This window comes from Palleronia caenipelagi, from assembly GCF_007004065.1.
In the GTDB taxonomy this organism is placed as follows: domain Bacteria; phylum Pseudomonadota; class Alphaproteobacteria; order Rhodobacterales; family Rhodobacteraceae; genus Palleronia; species Palleronia caenipelagi.
Genome location: NZ_VFSV01000115.1, coordinates 1 through 2,601, shown reverse-complemented (window position 1 = coordinate 2,601; position 2,601 = coordinate 1). Strand labels below are relative to the sequence as shown.

2 protein-coding genes are annotated in these 2,601 nt (G+C 69.1%); both read right to left on the bottom strand.

The genetic code is table 11. The annotated features are described in order from the left end of the window. The coding region (locus FEV53_RS20020; RefSeq protein ID WP_142836391.1) for a tyrosine-type recombinase/integrase at positions 1 to 1,114 on the bottom strand (1,114 nt) is incomplete at its 3' end. Beyond that, positions 1,078 to 2,361 carry a tyrosine-type recombinase/integrase gene (locus tag FEV53_RS20015; RefSeq protein ID WP_142836390.1) on the bottom strand — a complete coding sequence of 428 codons (1,284 nt, stop codon included), beginning with the start codon at positions 2,359 to 2,361 and terminating at the stop codon, positions 1,078 to 1,080. The genes FEV53_RS20020 and FEV53_RS20015, both read right to left, overlap by 37 nt. Positions 2,362 to 2,601 lie beyond the last annotated feature (240 nt).

Below are 2,601 nucleotides of genomic sequence, written 5' to 3'. Positions count from 1 at the left end.
GGTGGCTGTCGAGATGGGCGTAGCGGTTGGTGCTGCCCGGATTGCGGTGGCCGAGAAGTTTGCCGGTGAGGTACAGGCTTTCCCCGGACAGCACCGCATGGCTGGCATAGGTGTGGCGCAGATCGTGGAGGCGCAGGGAGGGGGGCAGGCTTGCGGCGCGCTTAATGTGGTTCCATGCGGACGTGATGGACCGGCGCGGGCGGTCGGGGCAGCTCTGCGACGGGAAGACGTAGTCAGAGCTGCGAGGACCGCGCCGCGTCTTGAAGAGCTGGCTTGCCTCGTCGCTCAGCAGAACCACCCGGGGTCCGGTCTTCGTTCGTTCGAGGGTGAGCCGTCCGGATTTCACCTCCCGCCAGCGCAGCCGCAGGATCTCACCAGACCGGCAGCCGGTGAACAGGATGATGCGGATGGCCTCCGCCGCATCCCGGGTGCGCGGCGGCGGAGTGTCCAGCACGGCGGCAAGGCGCCTCAGATCCCCGGCATTCAGCATCTGGCCCCGGGCCACCCTCGGCATCTTGCGGACAGGCCCTGCGGGGTTGGGTAGATCGCCGGGGAAGAGGCCCTGATCCCGGCCCCACCGCCAGATGGTGGTGAAGTGGCCCAGAGCCGCATTGGCCCCACCGGGCCGGGTCCGGGCATAGCGGTGGAACCACTCCGCCACCTGCGGGGTGGTGATGGTGTGAAGCCGTTTGGCCCCGAAGGCTGGCAGAAGCTGGCTGTCGAGATAGGCCCCGAGGCAAGACAGCGTCCGGGGCGTGTAGATCCCGGCCTTGGCCTCTAGGAAGCGCTGGGCCAGCGCGCCGAAGGTCGGGCTTGTGCCGGGGGTCTCCGGAAGCGCGAGCCCGGCCTGACGGGACCGCAACGCGGTGCGCGCGGCCTCCAGATCCAGCGCCTCGACCTTGCCCAGCGTGATCCGGCGGGTCTTGCCGCCCTGTCGGTCCCACGTCACCCAGGACCGCGCGCCACCGGGCTGGACCCGCAGAGCGAGCCCGACGCAGCCCGCGTCATGCAGGGTGTATTCCTTCGACCTCGGCTTGAGTGTCGCGATCAGGTGCGGGGTCAGCAGCGCCTCGGTCTTCATCGCGCGGCCCCCTTGCGGGTGCTGACGCGCCACTGGCACAGGTCCTTGTGGAAGGTGTCGGGGTCCAGCCCGTGCGCCGCGCAGAAGGCATCGAGGCGCTGCTTCGACCGGAGGTAGGTGGTGAACAGGCAAGGCTCTTTGCGGGACGCCCTCCCGGCCCGCGACATGATCGCGCCCAGATGCCGCCCGACCCGGGTTGAGGCGCGCGCGACGTCCCCGGTCACGAGATGCACATATCCCGCCGTGGAGCCTTTGTCGGCATGGCCCAGCAGCCCGCCGACCACCACCAGGTCGTGGCCCAGCGTCACGGCCACGGAGGCGTAGCTGTGGCGCAGGTCGTGCAACCGCAGGTTGGGATGGCCGAGGTCTCGGCGCACGGCGTCCCAGACGGGGGCAAGCATCGTCTTCGGCAGCGGCTGCCCATCACGGCCAAAGACGAAGGGCGCGTGGCGCGGGAGGCTGGACAAGAGCCGCCGGGTGGCCCGGCCCAGCCAGATCGCCTTTGGCCCGGACTTGGCATCGGGCAGTGCGGCCCGGTTGCCGTCGATCATGGCCCATGTCAGGTCCAGCGCCTCGCCCCGGCGGCACCCCGTCAGCGCCACGAAGCGGATCAGGGCCACCGCCTGCGGGCAGGCTGCCTCCTGTGCGCGCAGGGCGGCCCCCAGAGCGGCGAAGCCCTCCGCATCCAGATAGGTCGCCGCAAAGCCCGACTTGTGCCGTCGCAGCCCTTTGCAGGGGTTCGACCGGGGCGGCAGCAGGCCCAGAAGCTCCGCATGGGCAAAGAGCGAGGACAGGACCGGCAGGGCGCGCGCCTTGGCACCGGCGGAACCTTGCGACCCGTGAAGCCACGCCGTCACGTCTTCGCGCGTCACATGGCTCAGGCGGCGGCGACCAAAGACCGGCAGCAGATGCCGTTCCAGCGCCTTGCGGTTCGTCTCGCGTGTCGAGGCTTTCCAGCGCGGCGCGGTATCGGCAAGGAACGTCTCTGCGAACCCGGCCACGGTCATGCGGTCCCCGGAGCGGGTATCTTCCGGCTCAGGCTGGGCCACCATGTCCCGGGCCATCTCCCGGGCGCGGTCGGGCGGGAGGGTCGCGCAATCTCCCAGCGTCACCTTCCGCGTCCTGCCACCCGCGCGCAGAAAGACCACCCATGTCGATTTCGTCCCCCGCTCCCGGCGGGCCAGCGCGGGCACCTCCTCATCGCGCAGCAGCCTGTCGCCGCTCACGCGGCGGGGTTTCACTGGTGCGCCCTTGGCCCCGGACATCAAGGATTTGGTCATCGTCTCGTCTCCTTTCCCGCGAGGAAAAAATCCTCGCAAACACCCGGGAACGCCCCAGGAAAACTTGGGAAAGGACAACGAGGCCCGTTCAATCGCCGCTTCGGCTCCCGTTGATCCGGCGGGAACTTCGCCAGATCAAACCGTTAGAGCGAGACATGGATCGTCCGTCGGCCCTTCGGGCCTCATGAGCGGATCCACACATAACGCAGCATACTGTATTTCCCCCAAACATCTGTTCTG